14 protein-coding genes are annotated in these 16,284 nt (G+C 55.8%); 6 read left to right on the top strand and 8 right to left on the bottom strand.

What is annotated here, in order from left to right; genetic code table 11:
* Nucleotides 1-52 precede the first annotated feature (52 nt).
* The 3 genes from yhcN (BWI95_RS07535) to argR all read right to left on the bottom strand — a co-directional run bounded on the left by yhcN (BWI95_RS07535) (nt 53) and on the right by argR (nt 1,532).
* Entirely contained in the window at nt 53-316 is a 264-nt protein-coding gene (gene yhcN / locus BWI95_RS07535) for a peroxide/acid stress response protein YhcN (RefSeq protein ID WP_054802963.1), read from the bottom strand.
* A 102-nt stretch (nt 317-418) separates the two neighbouring features.
* Nucleotides 419-682: a peroxide/acid stress response protein YhcN gene (gene yhcN, locus BWI95_RS07530; protein WP_023480826.1), complete on the bottom strand. Its 264-nt coding sequence runs from the start codon at nt 680-682 to the stop codon at nt 419-421.
* A 379-nt stretch (nt 683-1,061) separates the two neighbouring features.
* Nucleotides 1,062-1,532: a transcriptional regulator ArgR gene (gene argR, locus BWI95_RS07525; protein WP_023480960.1), complete on the bottom strand. Its 471-nt coding sequence runs from the start codon at nt 1,530-1,532 to the stop codon at nt 1,062-1,064.
* 412 nt (nt 1,533-1,944) lie between these two features.
* Between argR and mdh the strand changes: the two genes are divergently transcribed.
* Nucleotides 1,945-2,883, top strand: a complete 939-nt coding sequence (gene mdh / locus BWI95_RS07520; RefSeq protein WP_042715833.1) for a malate dehydrogenase — start codon at nt 1,945-1,947, stop codon at nt 2,881-2,883.
* 51 nt (nt 2,884-2,934) lie between these two features.
* Here the strand turns inward: mdh and degS are convergent, their stop codons facing one another.
* The 3 genes from degS to zapG form a co-directional block, all read right to left on the bottom strand.
* The gene (degS, locus tag BWI95_RS07515) at nt 2,935-4,002 is read right to left on the bottom strand and encodes an outer membrane-stress sensor serine endopeptidase DegS (protein ID WP_023480784.1); all 1,068 of its coding nucleotides are present in this window, start codon (nt 4,000-4,002) and stop codon (nt 2,935-2,937) included.
* Between the two features lie 91 nt (nt 4,003-4,093).
* Nucleotides 4,094-5,464: a serine endoprotease DegQ gene (gene degQ / locus BWI95_RS07510; RefSeq protein ID WP_076769259.1), complete on the bottom strand. Its 1,371-nt coding sequence runs from the start codon at nt 5,462-5,464 to the stop codon at nt 4,094-4,096.
* A gap of 171 nt (nt 5,465-5,635) precedes the next feature.
* Nucleotides 5,636-6,034 (bottom strand): Z-ring associated protein ZapG, encoded by a 399-nt coding sequence (gene zapG / locus BWI95_RS07505; protein ID WP_042715830.1) that lies wholly within the window; start codon nt 6,032-6,034, stop codon nt 5,636-5,638.
* Between the two features lie 189 nt (nt 6,035-6,223).
* Here zapG and zapE point away from each other — a divergent pair, with 189 nt between their 5' ends.
* The 5 genes from zapE to sspB all read left to right on the top strand — a co-directional run bounded on the left by zapE (nt 6,224) and on the right by sspB (nt 9,890).
* Nucleotides 6,224-7,351, top strand: coding sequence for a cell division protein ZapE (gene zapE, locus BWI95_RS07500; RefSeq protein ID WP_054802964.1), 1,128 nt, complete (start codon nt 6,224-6,226; stop codon nt 7,349-7,351).
* 248 nt (nt 7,352-7,599) lie between these two features.
* Nucleotides 7,600-8,028: a 50S ribosomal protein L13 gene (gene rplM, locus BWI95_RS07490; protein WP_023480976.1), complete on the top strand. Its 429-nt coding sequence runs from the start codon at nt 7,600-7,602 to the stop codon at nt 8,026-8,028.
* 15 nt (nt 8,029-8,043) lie between these two features.
* The gene (gene rpsI, locus BWI95_RS07485) at nt 8,044-8,436 is read left to right on the top strand and encodes a 30S ribosomal protein S9 (RefSeq protein ID WP_023480836.1); all 393 of its coding nucleotides are present in this window, start codon (nt 8,044-8,046) and stop codon (nt 8,434-8,436) included.
* 309 nt (nt 8,437-8,745) lie between these two features.
* A complete protein-coding gene (gene sspA / locus BWI95_RS07475) occupies nt 8,746-9,384 on the top strand; it encodes a stringent starvation protein SspA (RefSeq protein WP_023480809.1) in 639 nt (212 codons plus the stop codon).
* 2 nt (nt 9,385-9,386) lie between these two features.
* Entirely contained in the window at nt 9,387-9,890 is a 504-nt protein-coding gene (gene sspB / locus BWI95_RS07470; protein ID WP_023481029.1) for a ClpXP protease specificity-enhancing factor, read from the top strand.
* 92 nt (nt 9,891-9,982) lie between these two features.
* On the opposite strand, the gene BWI95_RS07465 is transcribed toward sspB, so the two are convergent.
* Nucleotides 9,983-11,401 (bottom strand): glutamate synthase small subunit, encoded by a 1,419-nt coding sequence (locus tag BWI95_RS07465; protein WP_054802965.1) that lies wholly within the window; start codon nt 11,399-11,401, stop codon nt 9,983-9,985.
* Nucleotides 11,402-11,410: 9 nt separating this feature from the next.
* Nucleotides 11,411-15,871 (bottom strand): glutamate synthase large subunit, encoded by a 4,461-nt coding sequence (gene gltB / locus BWI95_RS07460; protein WP_076769258.1) that lies wholly within the window; start codon nt 15,869-15,871, stop codon nt 11,411-11,413.
* Between the last annotated feature and the right edge of the window lie 413 nt (nt 15,872-16,284).

The following is a 16,284-nucleotide window of genomic DNA, read 5'->3' as shown; positions in this document are numbered from 1 at the left end:
AAAGCCCCTGCCAGGGGAGGCAGGGGCAAGTCGTCGGACAGACGACGAGGGTTTATTTGTACAGTTCAGCCGTCACGTGGGTATGAGAACCGGTGCGGGCTTCAATAATGCGGTAGCTGCTTGCGCCAGCCTGGTCGGCTTTCGCAGAGAGTTCCTGGCGGATATCCATCGGTACACCGGCAATCTGTGAAACAGAGACGGTGCCTACGGATTGCAGGTTGCTGGCCTGATCGCTGTTAACCAGCGTTGCGGCACTTGCGCCGAATGAGATCAGGGAAGCAAGGCCAAGGGATGCGATAATCAGATTGCGTTTCATACTGTGTTCTCCGTAAGAGAGACTCAACGGCGAGAAGGGTTAAACGTCTTTTCTTATGCCTGGTGCCGTTGAGCGATTAATTCATAGGGTTTGGGGTAAAACTTATTTGTAGAGTTCTGCCGTCGCGTGCCAGCGGTCACCGCTGTGCGCTTCAATGATGCGGTAGGAGGATGCACCCTGCTCTTCCGCTTTTTTGCTCAGCTGCGCGTTCATGTCCATCGGTGAAGAGGCGATGGCGCCGACGGAGACGGTACCCAGAGACTGGCGGTCTTGCGCCTGGTCTGCATTGATCATGTCAGCGGCAAAGGCGCCGAATGAGAGTGCTGAGAGGATACCCATAGTTGCGATAGATGATTTGATATTCATAATGCTTACCTCGTCGTATTCTTTTCTTCGAATTTTTCCAGGGGCTCGTTTTGTGACCCCCATCACGAAATCAAGTATACACTAATCACGCGAATAATTAATACCAAGCTAATTATAACTGCGCCGAATACATATAACGCACGGCGCTTTTTATAACCTGTCGGCATAAAAATTTTGCTTAAGTCGAAGAATTAGTTAACGAGGATTAATAAAATCAGCGAGATAGATTGCTTTGATTTTTTGTGCGGTGCTATCGGCTGCGGCAGGGTAATGAAACGAAAAATCGCACTATTTGTTAAATGATATGGGGTGAAAAGTTGCCTGAAAGGGGAGAAATGCCGAACATTCCCCCTCAGCGGGAACCGAGGGGAATGCGCGGTTAAAGCTCTTGTTCGAAGAGGACGAGGATCGCTTCGTAGAGATCTTTAACGGTAAAGCCGCGGGCTGGCGTGGTGAAGATGGTGTCGTCACCAGCGATGGTGCCGAGGATCCCCTCCGCTTTACCCAGCGAGTCGAGCAGACGCGCGATCAGCTGTGCGGCACCCGGACTGGTGTGGATGACCACTACCGCGTCGTTGTAGTCGATGTCCAGTACCAGGTTCTTCAGCGGGCTGGAGGTGGTCGGCACGCCCATCTCGATCGGCAGGCAGTAGACCATTTCCATCTTCGCATTGCGCGTGCGCACCGCGCCGAACTTGGTCAACATGCGTGAGACTTTGGACTGGTTGATATTGTCGAAGCCCTCTTCTTGTAAGGCCTGGACAATTTCACCCTGGGAACTGAATTTCTCTTCTTTTAAAAGCGCCTTAAACGCCTTCACTAATTCTTCTTGTTTAGCCGAGCTTCGCATAAGTCACCCGTAATATGGCTGTGAAAACGACTTTATTATGCATATTAATGAATTTTTATGCAAACATTCTGCAGATAAATATGCTGAAAAGTTATGGGGAAGGGCGCGGAGTTTAGCAAATTCTTTCGTTAAGGACATCAGCATGTGGCTTACGTCGCAAATAAGAGTAAAAAGTAAATTAAATGTTATAAATATGATGTTATTTTGGTGAATTCTACAGCTATATTATAAACTCGTTAAGTTAGTTGCTTAGCTTGCCGATCTGACGGTCATATTTAACCCTTTTATAAAATCGCTACAGTGGGCTGTGCCGCGTTATTTTGGCGCACTTATTGTCATAATTAGCAGGGTGAATTAAGGTCGCCGCAGCGGAGTAACAATATATTTAGCTAACCATAATAAGGAGTTTAGGATGAAAGTCGCAGTCCTCGGCGCGGCCGGCGGTATCGGCCAGGCGCTTGCCCTACTACTGAAAACACAACTGCCTTCAGGTTCAGAACTCTCCCTCTACGACATCGCACCTGTCACTCCCGGTGTCGCTGTAGACCTCAGCCATATCCCGACCGATGTAAACATCAAAGGCTTCTCCGGTGAAGATGCGACGCCAGCGCTGGAAGGTGCCGACGTGGTGCTGATCTCCGCAGGGGTTGCGCGTAAGCCGGGTATGGATCGCTCTGACCTGTTTAACGTGAACGCCGGTATCGTGAAAAACCTGGTGGCGCAGGTGGCAAAAACCGCGCCGAAAGCCTGTATCGGTATCATTACTAACCCGGTCAACACCACTGTCGCGATTGCGGCTGAAGTGCTGAAAAAAGCGGGTGTCTATGACAAGAACAAACTGTTTGGCGTGACCACGCTGGACATCATTCGCTCCAATACTTTTGTTGCTGAGCTGAAAGGTAAGAAACCAGCAGAGATTGAAGTGCCGGTAATTGGCGGGCACTCTGGCGTGACGATCCTGCCGCTGCTGTCGCAGATCCCGGGCGTGACCTTCAGCGAGCAGGAAGTTGCCGACCTGACCAAACGTATTCAGAACGCGGGCACCGAAGTGGTGGAAGCGAAGGCGGGTGGCGGTTCAGCAACCCTCTCCATGGGCCAGGCGGCTGCACGCTTTGGTCTCTCGCTGGTTCGCGCCCTGCAGGGCGAGAGCGGCATCGTTGAGTGCGCCTATGTTGAAGGCGATGGCGAACATGCGCGTTTCTTCTCGCAGCCGCTGCTGCTGGGTAAAAACGGCGTAGAAGAGCGCAAGGCGATTGGCCAGCTCAGCGCGTTTGAACAGCAGTCGCTGGAAGGCATGCTGGATACGCTGAAAAAAGATATCGAACTTGGTGTCGACTTCGTCAACCGCTAAGCGCGGCTGAGATGAGAAACCGGAGCCTGTGCTCCGGTTTTTTTATGGCCGTCAGTTGGTGGCCGGGTACTCCTGAATCGTGACGTGCAGCGTCAGCTTTTTGTCGTCACGCATCACTTCAACCGGGATCTCTGAACCGGGGCGGATCTCTGCTACCTGGTCCATGGTTTCAAGCGCGGATACCGCCGGCTTGCCGTTCACCGAGGTGATCACGTCGTTGACCTGAATACCTGCCCGCGCCGCCGGGCCGTCTGGCGACACTTCATTAACCACAATCCCCTGAATCGGATCGATGCCGGTGCCCTGAGCGTGCAGCGGGGCAATCTCGCGTCCACCGATCCCGATATAACCGCGGATCACCCGCCCGTCGCGAATCAGCTTATCCATAATTTTTGTCGCCAGCTGGAACGGAATGGCGAAACCAATCCCCTCCGGCGTCTCGCCGTCGTTACTCTTATCAAACGACAGGGTATTGATGCCCATTAACTCGCCCAGCGAGTTGACCAGCGCGCCGCCGGAGTTGCCGTGGTTGATGGAGGCATCGGTTTGCAGGAAGTTTTGCCGCCCGCTGGGGTTGAGGCCGATACGCCCGGTGGCGCTGATAATCCCCTGGGTGATGGTCTGCCCGAGGTTATAGGGGTTGCCGATCGCCAGCACCACATCGCCAATATGCGGCGTGCGCTTGGCATTGATCGGGATCACCGGCAGGCCGGAATTAGCGTTCACCTTCAGCACCGCCAGGTCTGTCAGGCTATCTGAGCCAACCAGTAAGGCTTCAAAGACGCGTCCATCCTGCAGGGCGACGATAATCTGATCCGCATCGTTAATCACATGCTTGTTGGTGATGATATAGCCGCGCTGATCCATGATGACGCCGGAGCCGAGGGTGCGGATTTCGAGGCGATCGTGCGTGGAGCTGTTCAGGCTACGGTTATAGACGTTGACCACTGCGGGCGCGGCGCGGCGCACGGCCGGGTTATAGGACGCAGGCGTCTCATCGGCGCTGTCTAACTGATGCGTCGCGAGCGGGTTATTCTGACGTAGCGACGGCATGGCGGCGATGATCAGGCCACCGACGACAACACCGATTGCAATCGAACGTAAAAGCTTCACATACATGATGGGATAGTCGTTAAAAGAAGGACCGCAGCAGCATACCATGAGTTATCCGGACATCACACGCAGCGGTGATGCCCGGACGAGGAAAGGGTTAACGCAGCAGCAGATAGATGCTGTCGTTACCCCGCACAATGTGCAGCGCCATTATCGACGGCTTGGTCTCCAGCACTTTGCGCATTTCGGCGATGGACTGCACGCGGGCGCGGTTAACGCCGATGATCACATCATCTTTATGCAAGCCGGCCTGTGCCGCCGAACTGCCTTTCTCAACTTCACCGACCCGGATGCCTTTGGTGCCATCCTTCAGCTGCCCGTCGCTCAACTCTGCGCCCTGCAATGCCGGGGAGATCAGCTCTGCGCTGGCGGAAGCGGAGGTGCTCTTATCCAGCGTCACTTCAACGTCAAGTGGTTTACCGTCTCGCAGCAGCCCAAGCTTCACTTTCGCGCCCGGTTCAGTGGTGGCGATGCGCGAGCGCAGCTCCGCGAAGCTGTTCAGGGCCTTACCGTTGAGGCTGACAATCACATCCCCGGATTTAATTCCCGCTTTCGCCGAGCCGGAGTTGGGCAGCACTTCGCTGACAAACGCCCCGCGCTGCACATTCAGGTTAAAGGCTTTGGCGATATCGGCGCTCATCTCCGTGCCTTTAATGCCGAGCAGGCCGCGCTTAATCTCACCAAACTGAATCAGCTGGTGGGAGAGGGTTTGCGCCATATTGCTGGGGATAGCAAAACCGATGCCGACGCTGCCGCCGCCGGGGGCGAGAATGGCGGTATTAATGCCGATCAGCTCACCGTTAAGATTGAGCAGCGCGCCGCCGGAGTTGCCGCGGTTAATCGAGGCATCGGTCTGGATAAAGTTCTCCAGACCTTCGAGGTTAAGGCCGCTGCGACCGAGCGCCGAGACAATCCCGGACGTTGCGGTCTGCCCGAGGCCAAACGGGTTACCAACTGCGACGACAAAGTCACCGACGCGCAGCTTATCGGAGTCCGCAATGGCGATTTGCGTCAGGTTGCTGGGGTTTTGTAGCTGTAGCAGTGCGATGTCGCTCTGGTCATCGCCGCCGATCAGTTTGGCGTCGAATTCACGGCCATCATTAAGCTGCACGCTGATTTTTTGCGCCTGGTTGATGACGTGATTATTGGTCAGGACGTAGCCCTTTGCGGCATCAATAATCACCCCGGAGCCCAGCCCTTCAAACGGCTGCGGCTGTTGCGGCTGGTCAGGCGCTTCTTCACCGAAGAATTTTTTTAGCTCTTCCGGGACCTTCTGGCCCTGGACTGCCGTGCCTTCAACCTGCACGCTGACCACGGCGGGAAGCACTTTTTCAAGAACCGGCGCAAGACTGGGTAACGCCCCCTGGCCAGGCACCTGTGACGGCATCGCCGCCGTTGCCAACGGTGCCGAGAGAGATAAGCCGACACTTAACGCGATTGCACTCAACAGCTGGGTTTGTTTCTTCATCGATGCTGGCTCTCAGTAACCTGAAGTGGAAGGATTGATGCCCAAAACAGAGTGATGTTATTGAAATTTCAACCGGGTAACAATGCGAAGAATGACTAAATGATAGCTGGAATGGGGAAGTTGCGACGGGCGCGGGGGACGCGCCCGTATAAATAAGGAGAGTGAGATGCCTTATTTGCGATTGGCGCGACCGCGCAGCAGACCCGATGCGCCTTCAGAGTAGTCACGCGGGATCTGTACCGGGGCCTGATCGTTGTTCGCTTCAGACTCTGACAGACGGTTGCGGAAGGGATTCTCTTCCGCAGACATTTCCGGCAGCAGGCTGGAGGAGCTCTTCGCCATATGCTGATAGAGCTGACGATAGTCGTCCGCCATGTTGTCCAGAAGTTCAGCGCTGCGGGCAAAGTGGCTCACCAGCTCTTCGCGGTACTCTTCCAGATCTGCTTTGTTTTTTTCCAGTTCATACTGCAAGGCCTGCTGTTGACGCAATTTCCGGTTTCCGAAACGCATGCCCACGGCACCAATAATAATGCCGACAACTAACCCAATTAGCGCGTATTCCCAGGTCATGACTTCTCCCATTGTTGTTCGATTCCGTAGGGGGTGGGCTGCAAGCTTCTTGCCTGCGCCGGAGAGTGCCACTATAACCGCTAAAGGTGCAGAAGTGGAATCCTGACGCTGCATCGCGTAGTGTAGAGCGGCCTTTTTTTCGTCAACCCTGTGGGGGCGGATCGATTTTCAAGGAACAACAATAACACCATGCAAAGCCTTTCCCCGACATCGCGATATCTTACTGCCCTGAAAGAGGGTAGCCATCAGCCGGACGATGTGCAAAAAGAAGCTGTTACCCGGCTGGATACGATTTATCAACAGTTGATTGCCGAACAGGAGCCCGCCGCACAGCAGAGCGGAGGCCTGATGGCGAAATTCAGCAAACTGCTGGGCAAACGCGACAGCGCATCGCGCGAACCGGTGCGCGGCCTCTATATGTGGGGCGGCGTCGGGCGAGGCAAAACCTGGCTGATGGATCTCTTCTATCACAGCCTGCCGGGCGAGCGTAAGCAGCGTCTGCACTTTCACCGCTTTATGCTGCGTGTGCATGAAGAGTTAACTTCGCTGCAAGGGCAGAGCGATCCGCTGGAGATTGTCGCCGACCGTTTTAAGGCGCAAACCGACGTCCTCTGTTTTGACGAATTTTTCGTTTCCGATATCACCGATGCGATGCTGCTTGGCGGATTAATGAAGGCGCTGTTCGCGCGCGGCATTACGCTGGTGGCGACATCGAACATTCCCCCGGACGAGCTCTATCGCAACGGTCTGCAACGCGCCCGTTTTCTGCCCGCCATTGAGGCGATCAAGCAGTTTTGCGATGTAATGAATGTCGACGCCGGCATCGATTACCGCTTACGCACGCTGACCCAGGCGCATCTGTGGCTGTCGCCGCTTGGTGAAGAGACCGCGCAGCAGATGGATAAGCTGTGGCTGGCGCTGGCGGGCGCACCGCGCAGCCATGCGCCGGAGCTGGAGATTAACCATCGACCGCTGGCGACGCTTGGCGTGGAGAATCAAACCTTAGCCGTCTCTTTCGCTACATTATGTGTTAATGCGCGCAGCCAGCATGATTACATCGCCCTGTCGCGCCTTTTCCACACCGTGATGCTGTTTGAGGTGCCGGTGATGACCCGGCTGATGGAGAACGAGGCGCGCCGCTTTATTGCGCTGGTGGATGAATTTTATGAGCGCCACGTGAAGCTGGTGGTGAGCGCCGCCGCGCCGCTGCATGAGATTTATCAGGGCGAGCGGGTTAAGTTTGAGTTTCAGCGCTGTTTATCGCGCCTGCAGGAGATGCAGAGCGAGGAGTACCTGAAACGCGAGCATATGCCGTAATCCTTTTTTCATTGCCACCAGGCGCAGAAATCGAACAGCAAAAGACGAAAAGGGGTCGATCTTTGACCCCGACTTCTCTATAATCCTGCGACCCCACGTTACGGGAAAGTTTTTTTTCCCCAAAACTTTCTATGCGCCGGCATAGGCTATTCGAAGGGGTAGGTTTGCCGGACTTTGTCGTGTGAACCTCAACTGACAAACGTTTGGGTGTTCACCAACGTGAAACTAATTATTTGGGTAAGCTTTTAATGAAAACTTTTACAGCTAAACCAGAAACCGTAAAACGCGACTGGTATGTTGTTGACGCGACCGGTAAAACTCTGGGTCGTCTGGCTACCGAACTGGCTCGTCGCCTGCGCGGTAAGCACAAAGCGGAATACACTCCGCACGTTGATACTGGTGATTACATCATCGTTCTGAACGCTGAGAAAGTTGCTGTAACCGGCAACAAGCGTGAAGATAAAGTGTATTACCACCACACTGGCCACATCGGTGGTATCAAACAAGCGACCTTTGAAGAGATGATTGCCCGCCGTCCTGAGCGTGTGATTGAAATCGCGGTTAAAGGCATGCTGCCAAAAGGCCCGCTGGGTCGTGCTATGTACCGTAAACTGAAAGTTTACGCTGGCAACGAGCACAACCACGCGGCACAGCAACCGCAAGTTCTTGACATCTAATCGGGATTATAGGCAATGGCTGAAAATCAATACTACGGCACTGGTCGCCGCAAAAGCTCCGCCGCTCGCGTGTTTATCAAACCGGGCAACGGTAAAATCGTAATCAACCAGCGTTCGCTGGAACAGTACTTTGGTCGTGAAACTGCCCGCATGGTAGTTCGTCAGCCGCTGGAACTGGTCGACATGGTTGAGAAATTGGACCTGTACATCACCGTTAAAGGTGGTGGTATCTCCGGTCAGGCTGGTGCGATCCGTCACGGTATCACCCGCGCTCTGATGGAGTACGACGAGTCCCTGCGCGCTGAACTGCGTAAAGCTGGCTTCGTTACTCGTGACGCTCGTCAGGTTGAACGTAAGAAAGTCGGTCTGCGTAAAGCACGTCGTCGTCCGCAGTTCTCCAAACGTTAATTGTCCTCTGCTTCGGCAGAACGATTGGCGAAAAACCCGGTGCAAGCCGGGTTTTTTTATGGATAAAAATTGTGTTATCCACAGCAATCAATCGCTTATCTCCTCTTTTTCAGCATTTCCGGAATCCCCTCACCACAAAGCGCGCAAAATCTGGTAAACTATCATCCAATTTTCTGCCCAAATGGCTGGGATTGTTCGTTTTTTGTTTGTTTTTTGAACAAGAGAGACAGTGCGCGCGGGTAGCTAACTAACATCTGACCGGTCGATTAAGTCCGGTAGCAGTATTTCTGAATATACCTGGAGGTTTTCATGGCTGTCGCTGCCAACAAACGTTCGGTAATGACGCTGTTTTCTGGTCCTGTGGACATCTATAGTCATCAGGTCCGCATCGTGCTGGCCGAGAAGGGTGTCAGCTTTGAAATTGAGCACGTGGAAAAGGATAATCCTCCTCAGGATCTGATTGACCTCAACCCGAGTCAAAGCGTACCGACACTTGTAGATCGTGAACTCACCCTGTGGGAATCACGCATCATTATGGAATATCTGGACGAGCGTTTTCCGCACCCGCCATTAATGCCGGTTTATCCGGTGGCGCGCGGTGAAAGCCGTCTCTACATGCACCGCATCGAGAAAGACTGGTACTCGCTGATGAACGTCATCGAGAACAACAGCGGTGCGCAGGCCGATGCCGCCCGTAAACAGCTGCGTGAAGAGCTGCTGGCGATTGGCCCGCTGTTTACCCAGAAGCCTTACTTCCTGAATGACGAATTCAGCCTGGTTGACTGCTACCTCGCGCCGCTGCTGTGGCGTCTGCCGGTACTGGGCATCGAGCTGAGCGGCACAGGCGCGAAAGAGCTGAAAGGGTACATGACGCGCGTCTTCGAACGTGATTCTTTCCTTGCCTCTCTGACAGAAGCCGAGCGCGAAATGCGCCTTGGTCGGGGTTAATCATGGATTTGTCGCAACTGTCTCCACGCCGCCCGTATTTACTGCGGGCCTTTTACGAATGGCTGCTGGATAACCAGCTGACGCCGCATCTGGTTGTTGATGTGACGTTGCCGGGCGTACGCGTGCCGATGGAGTATGCGCGTGACGGCCAGATCGTATTAAACATCGCACCGCGTGCGGTGGGCAACCTGGAGCTGGGCAACGACGAAGTGCGCTTCAACGCGCGTTTCGGCGGTGTGCCGCGTCAGGTAGAAGTGCCGATGGCTGCCGTACTGGCCGTTTATGCCCGTGAAAACGGTGCCGGCACCATGTTTGAGCCAGAAACCGCCTACGACGAAGAGCTCGTCAGTCTCAACGATGATGGTGAGATGCCCGAGCAGGAGAACGAGACGGTGATGTCGGTTATCGACGGTGATAAACCCGATCATGCAGTGGATCAGGATAACGATCCGGATGACGATCCGCCGCCGCGCGGTGGGCGTCCATCGCTGCGTGTGGTGAAATAACCTGAGAAAAGCAGAACCCCGGTTCTGCTTTTTTATTGCCCGCAGAATATAAAAAAGGAGGCCGTAGCCTCCTTTTCATCGTTTTCGCAAGATCACACTTCGAGATAGTTGAGGATGCCGTCCGCGGCTTTACGCCCTTCGGCAATCGCTGTCACGACCAGGTCGGAACCGCGAACGATATCGCCACCGGCGAAGATTTTCGGGTTGCTGGTCTGGAACGCGTTATCGCTCCCTTCCGGGGCAATCACGCGGCCCTGCGAATCGAGCTCAACGCTGTGCTTCGCCAGCCACTCCATGCTGTGTGGACGGAAACCAAACGCCATCACCACCGCATCAGCCGGAACAACGTGTTCAGAGCCGGCAACGATCTCGGCGCGGCGACGGCCTTTCTCATCCGGTGCGCCCATTTCGGTGCGCGCCATCTTTACGCCGCTCACTTTACCGTTGGCATTCACTTCAATTCCCAGCGGCTGTACGTTGAACTGGAACTCAACGCCCTCTTCACGCGCGTTTTTCACTTCGCGGCGTGAGCCAGGCATGTTCTCTTCGTCACGACGATAGGCGCAGATTACGTGAGTTGCCCCCTGGCGCACCGAGGTACGCACGCAGTCCATCGCGGTATCGCCCCCGCCCAGCACCACGACGCGTTTGCCTTCCATCGTGATATAGGGTTCTGACGGCGTTTCGCCATAGCCCATGATCTGCTTGGTGTTGGCAATCAGGAACGGCAGCGCATCAAACACGCCCTGCGCATCTTCGTTTTCGAGACCACCACGCATCGACTGATAGGTGCCGACGCCGAGGAACACGGCGTCGTACTCTTTCAGCAGATCGTCAATCTGCACATCGCGGCCCACTTCGGTGTTGAGCTGGAACTCAATGCCCATGCCGGTAAAGATCTCACGGCGACGCGTCATCACCTCTTTTTCCAGCTTGAAGGCCGGAATACCGAAAGTCAGCAGGCCGCCAATCTCCGGGTGACGATCATAGACCACTGCTTTCACGCCGTTACGGGTCAGCACATCCGCGCACGCCAGACCAGCCGGGCCCGCGCCGATAATCGCCACGCGTTTGTCGGTCTGCTTCACGCCGGTCAAATCGGGACGCCAGCCCATCTCGAAGGCTTTATCATTGATATAGCGCTCGATATTGCCGATGGTCACCGCGCCGAACTCGTCGTTCAGCGTACAGGAGCCTTCACACAGGCGATCCTGCGGGCAGACACGCCCGCACACTTCTGGCAGCGTGTTGGTCTGATGCGACAGTTCTGCCGCCTCAAAAATACGCCCTTCATTAGCCAGCTTCAGCCAGTTCGGGATGTAGTTATGAACCGGGCACTTCCACTCGCAGTAGGGGTTGCCGCAGGCGAGACAGCGGTCAGCCTGCGCTTTCGCTTGCCCTTCCGAGAAGGGCTCGTAGATCTCGACAAAGGCAATCTTACGCAGCTTCAGCGGTTTCTTTGCCGGATCAACGCGCTGTAAGTCGATAAATTGGTAAACGTTCTGACTCATCTCAATTCCTTACTGCGCCTGCACGCGCAACTCTGCCGCGCTACGACTACGGTGACCCAACAGCGCTTTCACATCGCTGGACTTCGGCTTAACCAGGGCAAATTTGGCGGCAAACGTCGGCCAGTTGGCCAGCATCTCTTCACCGCGCTGCGAACCGGTATGCTGCACATGCTCGGTAATCAACCCGCGCAGATGCTCTTCGTGGATCGCCAGATCGTCGACGCTCAGCACTTCCACCAGCTCCGGGTTCACGCGCTTGCGGAACTCACCATCTTCATCCAGCACGTAGGCGAAGCCGCCGGTCATGCCCGCGCCAAAGTTGACGCCGGTTTTGCCGAGTACGCAGACGATACCGCCCGTCATATATTCACAGCCGTTATCACCAATGCCTTCAACCACGGTGATCGCACCGGAGTTACGCACGGCGAAACGCTCGCCCGCGCGGCCTGCGGCATACAGGCGACCGCCGGTTGCGCCATACAGGCAGGTGTTACCGATAATGCTCGCTTCGTGGCTACGGAACGCCGAACCGACCGGAGGACGTACCGCCAGCAACCCGCCCGCCATGCCTTTACCGACATAGTCGTTGGCATCGCCGGTGAGGTAAAGCTCAACGCCGCCCGCGTTCCAGACGCCGAAGCTTTGGCCTGCGGTACCGCTGAAGTAGGCTTTAATCGGATCTGATGCCAGGCCCTGATCGCCATGCGTCTGGGCGATATAACCAGAGAGCAGCGCGCCAACCGAGCGGTCAGTGTTGCGGATATCAAACCAGAAGGTTTTGCTCTGGCGCTCATCAACAAACGGTTTCGCCTGCTGCAACAGCTGGGCATTCAGCACGCCATTGTCGAACGGCGGGTTGCTCTCGGTGCAGTAGAGCGCTTTGCCGGCATGCGGTTCAGCGGTCTCCAGCAGTTTGGAGAGATCCAGCTTCTGCTGACGCGCGGTAAAGCCATCAAGCTCTTTCAGCAGGTCGGTGCGGCCAATCAGATCCACCAGGCGTTTCACGCCCAGCTGCGCCATCAGTTCGCGGGTTTCACGGGCGATAAATTCAAAGTAGTTGGTCACTTTGAACGGCAGGCCGTGGTAGTGATTCTTACGCAGCTTCTCATCCTGGGTTGCAACACCGGTTGCGCAGTTGTTGAGGTGACAAATACGCAGGTATTTACAGCCCAGCGCCACCATCGGGCCGGTACCGAAACCGAAGCTCTCTGCACCCAGAATCGCCGCTTTGATAATGTCCTGGCCGGTTTTCAGACCGCCATCGACCTGCAAGCGAATCTTATGACGCAGACCGTTCGCCACCAGCGCCTGCTGGGTTTCCACCAGACCAAGCTCCCACGGGCAGCCCGCGTATTTTACGGAGGAGAGCGGGCTTGCGCCGGTACCGCCGTCGTAACCGGCAATGGTGATCAGATCGGCATAGGCTTTCGCCACGCCGGTCGCAATGGTGCCGACACCCGGTTCGGAAACCAGTTTGACGGAGATCAGCGCCTTCGGGTTGACTTGTTTCAGGTCGAAAATCAGCTGCGCCAGATCCTCGATCGAGTAGATATCGTGGTGCGGCGGCGGCGAAATCAGCGTCACGCCCGGCACGGAGTAACGCAATTTGGCGATGTACGGGGTCACTTTATCACCCGGCAACTGACCGCCTTCGCCCGGCTTCGCGCCCTGCGCCACTTTAATCTGGATAACATCGGCGTTCACCAGGTAGGCTGGGGTTACGCCAAAGCGACCTGAAGCGACCTGCTTGATACGCGACACTTTGTTGGTGCCGTAGCGCGCCGGATCTTCGCCGCCTTCGCCGGAGTTGGAGAAGCCGCCGAGGCTGTTCATCGCTTCCGCCAGCGCTTCGTGTGCTTCCGGGCTGAGCGCGCCGATAGACATCGCCGCCGTATCGAAGCGTTTAAATAGCTCCGTCGCCGGTTCAACGTCGTTAAGACTTACCGCGTCACTGCCCGGCGTAATGGCCAGCAGATCGCGCAGCGTTGCCGCCGGACGCTCGTTAACCAGCTTCGCGTACTGCTGATAGTCGCTGTAGTCGCCGCTCTCAACCGCTTTTTGCAGCGTGCGCACCACGTCCGGGTTGTAAGCGTGGTATTCGCCACCGTGAACGTACTTCAGCAAGCCGCCTTGCTCCAGCGGTTTGCGCGCCAGCCAGGCACGTTTGGAGAGGTTCAGCAGATCCTGCTGGAAGTCCGGGAAGCTGGCGCCGCCGATACGGCTGACCACGCCCTGGAAGCAGAGCGCTGTGACATCATCGTGCAGGCCAACCGCTTCAAACAGTTTTGAGCAGCGGTAAGAGGCGATAGTCGAGATGCCCATTTTGGACATGATCTTGTACAGCCCTTTGTTGATGCCGTTGCGGTAGTTCAGCATCACGGTGCGGTAATCTTTCTCAATCGCTTTGCTGTCGATAAGCTTCGCCAGCGTTTCATACGCCAGGTAGGGGTAGATCGCCGTCGCGCCGAAGCCCAGCAGCACCGCAAAGTGGTGCGGATCGCGGGCGCTGGCGGTTTCAACAATGATGTTGGCGTCGCAGCGCAGGTTCTTATCCACCAGGCATGCCTGAATCGCACCAACTGCCATTGGCGCCGGAACCGGCAGGCGGTTTTTGGCAATGTTGCGATCGGAGAGCACCAGCAGAACGGTACCGGCGCGCACCATCGCTTCCGCTTTGTCGCACAGCGCTTTAATGGTCTCTTCCAGCGTCGTTGCCGTGGCGTCGAAGGTAATATCGAGCGTATCCGCGCGATAGTGCTCCTCAGTCATGGTGGTGAGCTGTTTGAAATCGGAGTAGAGCAGAATCGGCGATTTGAAGCTCAGACGGTGCGCCTGGCCTTCCGCTTCGCAGAAGACGTTCATTTCACGGCCGATGCTGGTCGCCAGCGACATCACATGCGCTTCGCGCAGCGGATCGATAGGCGGGTTGGTGACCTGCGCAAACTGCTGGCGGAAGTAGTCATAAATGATGCGCGGCTGGCTGGAGAGCACGGCGAACGGCGTATCATCGCCCATCGAGCCGACCGCTTCCTGGCCGTTCTCGCCCAGCACGCGGATCACCGAGTCCAGCTCTTCAAAACTGTAGTTAAACTGTTTCTGGTAGCTGGTGAGCAGATCGTCATCCATCTCGCGGATGCCGACTTCGTCGTCGGAGAGATCTTCAAACGGCACCAGGCGGCGGACGTTTTTCTCCATCCACTCTTTATACGGGTGGCGGCTTTTCAGATCGTCATCGGTCTCGGCAGAGTGCAGAATGCGCCCGCCGCGGGTATCGATAACCATCAGTTCGCCTGGCCCAACGCGGCCTTTCTCGACCACTTCATCCGGCTGGTAATCCCAGATGCCCACTTCAGAAGCGCAGGTGATGAGCTTATCTTTGGTGATGACGTAGCGCGCCGGACGCAGACCGTTACGGTCGAGGTTACAGGCGGCAAAACGCCCATCAGACATCACGATGCCCGCCGGGCCGTCCCACGGCTCCATATGCATGGAGTTAAAGTCGAAGAAGCTGCGCAGATCCGGATCCATCTCCGGGTTGTTCTGCCAGGCTGGCGGCACCAGGAGACGCATGGCGCGCACAATATCCATCCCGCCCGCTAACAGCAGCTCCAGCATGTTATCCATTGAGCTGGAGTCAGAGCCGGTTTCGTTGACGAACGGCGCAGCATCATGCAGATCCGGGATCAGCGGCGTCTGGAATTTGTAGGTACGCGCGCGCGCCCACTGGCGGTTACCGGTAATGGTGTTGATTTCACCGTTGTGCGCCAGGTAGCGGAAAGGCTGCGCCAGCGGCCAGCGCGGCACGGTGTTGGTGGAGAAGCGCTGGTGGAACAGGCAGATGGCCGATTCCAGACGCAGGTCCGCCAGGTCCAGGTAGAAGCGCGGCAGATCCGCCGGCATACAGAGACCTTTATAGATGTTGACGAGGTTAGAGAGGCTACAGACGTAGAACTCTTTATCCTCCTGTAAACGCTTTTCAATGCGGCGACGGGCAATAAAGAGACGGCGCTCCATATCGCGCGGACGCCAGCCGGCCGGGGCGTTAACGAAAACTTGCTCAATACGAGGCAGTGAGGAGAGGGCGATTTCACCGAGTACGCCTTCGTTGGTCGGCACATCGCGCCAGCCAACGAGCGAGAGAGTCTCACGCTGAAGTTCTTCTTCTACAACACGACGCGATGCAGCCGCTTTTTCCGGATCCTGATTGAGGAACAGCATGCCGACGGCGTAGTTTTTGGCTAAGCGCCAGCCGCGCTCTTCGGCGACGATGCGGAAGAAACGGTCAGGTTTTTGCAACAGCAGGCCGCAACCGTCGCCGGTTTTACCATCGGCAAGGATCGCGCCGCGGTGCTGCATGCGGGCCAGTGCGTGAATAGCGGTACGCACTACCTTGTGGCTAGGTTCGCCTTCTATGTGGGCGATCAGGCCGAAACCACAGTTATCTCTCTCAAGAGATTTATCGTACAACATATCAGTGAACCTCCCCAGGCTCTGCGAGAGCCCTCCCGATCGTTACGCACAGGCGCAGAAAGAGCATGGCGACGGGGCAATGGCCTCGTATGTCGCCCTCTTCTATTTCCTTTTCGCATCGATTCACAAGTGTTGAGGACTTGCTTAAGAGGGAATCTCAATTACTGCATAAATATGATGAGCAGACTGCTCATCCAGAAAGCTTCCAGCGGATTTCCAACTTATCGGGAATCCGCACACAGGTCAAATGCCGAGCTTATTTATCCAAAAATGTGCTAACAGCTATTCATCCAATTGATTTAAAAGGATGTTTAATCAGTTTTACATTCAGTTATGGTTGCATATTGCAGGGGGAGAGTGTGATCTGACTCACTATAGTTATGCGCTGTTTCCGCTCTTCTGTTCTGACCTGA

It is taken from the genome of Kosakonia cowanii JCM 10956 = DSM 18146 (assembly GCF_001975225.1).
In the GTDB taxonomy this organism is placed as follows: domain Bacteria; phylum Pseudomonadota; class Gammaproteobacteria; order Enterobacterales; family Enterobacteriaceae; genus Kosakonia; species Kosakonia cowanii.
Note: the sequence above shows the minus strand (reverse complement) of the source record. Positions and strands in the feature narration are given on the sequence as shown.

Bases quoted from the DNA above. Each gene is read 5' to 3' on its own strand.
- gltB (WP_076769258.1), bottom strand. From the start codon at position 15,871: ATGTTGTACGATAAATCTCTTGAGAGAGATAACTGTGGTTTCGGCCTG.
- rpsI (WP_023480836.1), top strand. From the start codon at position 8,044: ATGGCTGAAAATCAATACTACGGCACTGGTCGCCGCAAAAGCTCCGCC.
- degQ (WP_076769259.1), bottom strand. From the start codon at position 5,464: ATGAAGAAACAAACCCAGCTGTTGAGTGCAATCGCGTTAAGTGTCGGC.
- argR (WP_023480960.1), bottom strand. From the start codon at position 1,532: ATGCGAAGCTCGGCTAAACAAGAAGAATTAGTGAAGGCGTTTAAGGCG.
- yhcN (WP_054802963.1), bottom strand. From the start codon at position 316: ATGAAACGCAATCTGATTATCGCATCCCTTGGCCTTGCTTCCCTGATC.
- zapE (WP_054802964.1), top strand. From the start codon at position 6,224: ATGCAAAGCCTTTCCCCGACATCGCGATATCTTACTGCCCTGAAAGAG.
- mdh (WP_042715833.1), top strand. From the start codon at position 1,945: ATGAAAGTCGCAGTCCTCGGCGCGGCCGGCGGTATCGGCCAGGCGCTT.
- sspB (WP_023481029.1), top strand. From the start codon at position 9,387: ATGGATTTGTCGCAACTGTCTCCACGCCGCCCGTATTTACTGCGGGCC.
- yhcN (WP_023480826.1), bottom strand. From the start codon at position 682: ATGAATATCAAATCATCTATCGCAACTATGGGTATCCTCTCAGCACTC.
- degS (WP_023480784.1), bottom strand. From the start codon at position 4,002: ATGTATGTGAAGCTTTTACGTTCGATTGCAATCGGTGTTGTCGTCGGT.
- rplM (WP_023480976.1), top strand. From the start codon at position 7,600: ATGAAAACTTTTACAGCTAAACCAGAAACCGTAAAACGCGACTGGTAT.
- zapG (WP_042715830.1), bottom strand. From the start codon at position 6,034: ATGACCTGGGAATACGCGCTAATTGGGTTAGTTGTCGGCATTATTATT.
- sspA (WP_023480809.1), top strand. From the start codon at position 8,746: ATGGCTGTCGCTGCCAACAAACGTTCGGTAATGACGCTGTTTTCTGGT.
- BWI95_RS07465 (WP_054802965.1), bottom strand. From the start codon at position 11,401: ATGAGTCAGAACGTTTACCAATTTATCGACTTACAGCGCGTTGATCCG.